The organism is Cobetia sp. SIMBA_158, from assembly GCF_046566945.1.
GTDB lineage: Bacteria > Pseudomonadota > Gammaproteobacteria > Pseudomonadales > Halomonadaceae > Cobetia > Cobetia amphilecti.
This window is the reverse complement of sequence record NZ_JAWJYL010000187.1, coordinates 1-309: the sequence shown is the minus strand read 5'-3', so window position 1 is coordinate 309 and position 309 is coordinate 1. Positions and strand designations below refer to the sequence as shown.

The 309-nt window shown below is 37.9% G+C and carries 1 protein-coding gene; it reads left to right on the top strand.

What is annotated here, in order from left to right; translation table 11 throughout:
- Nucleotides 1-35: 35 nt before the first annotated feature.
- The coding region (locus tag R2R70_RS19565) for a winged-helix domain-containing protein (protein WP_410978831.1) at nt 36-309 on the top strand (274 nt) is incomplete at its 3' end.

The following is a 309-nucleotide window of genomic DNA, read 5'->3' as shown; positions in this document are numbered from 1 at the left end:
AAAATAACCTTCATAACCAACTAACAAGATAGTGAATGTCAAACCAAGATCCAAATCTCAGTCGAGAACAAGAAAAGTACGAAAACCCCGTCCCTAGCCGTGAGTTTATACTTACTCATCTTCAAGAGCGTTCAAAACCAGCTAACTACGCACAATTATGTGAAGAACTAGCCGTTAATGATGAAGAGCGTCAAATTGCATTTAAACGTCGCCTTCGTGCAATGGAGCGTGATGGTCAGTTATATTTTAATAAATTTAAATGCTATGCACTTATTGACGAAGCCGGTTTAACCAAAGGTAAAGTAATAG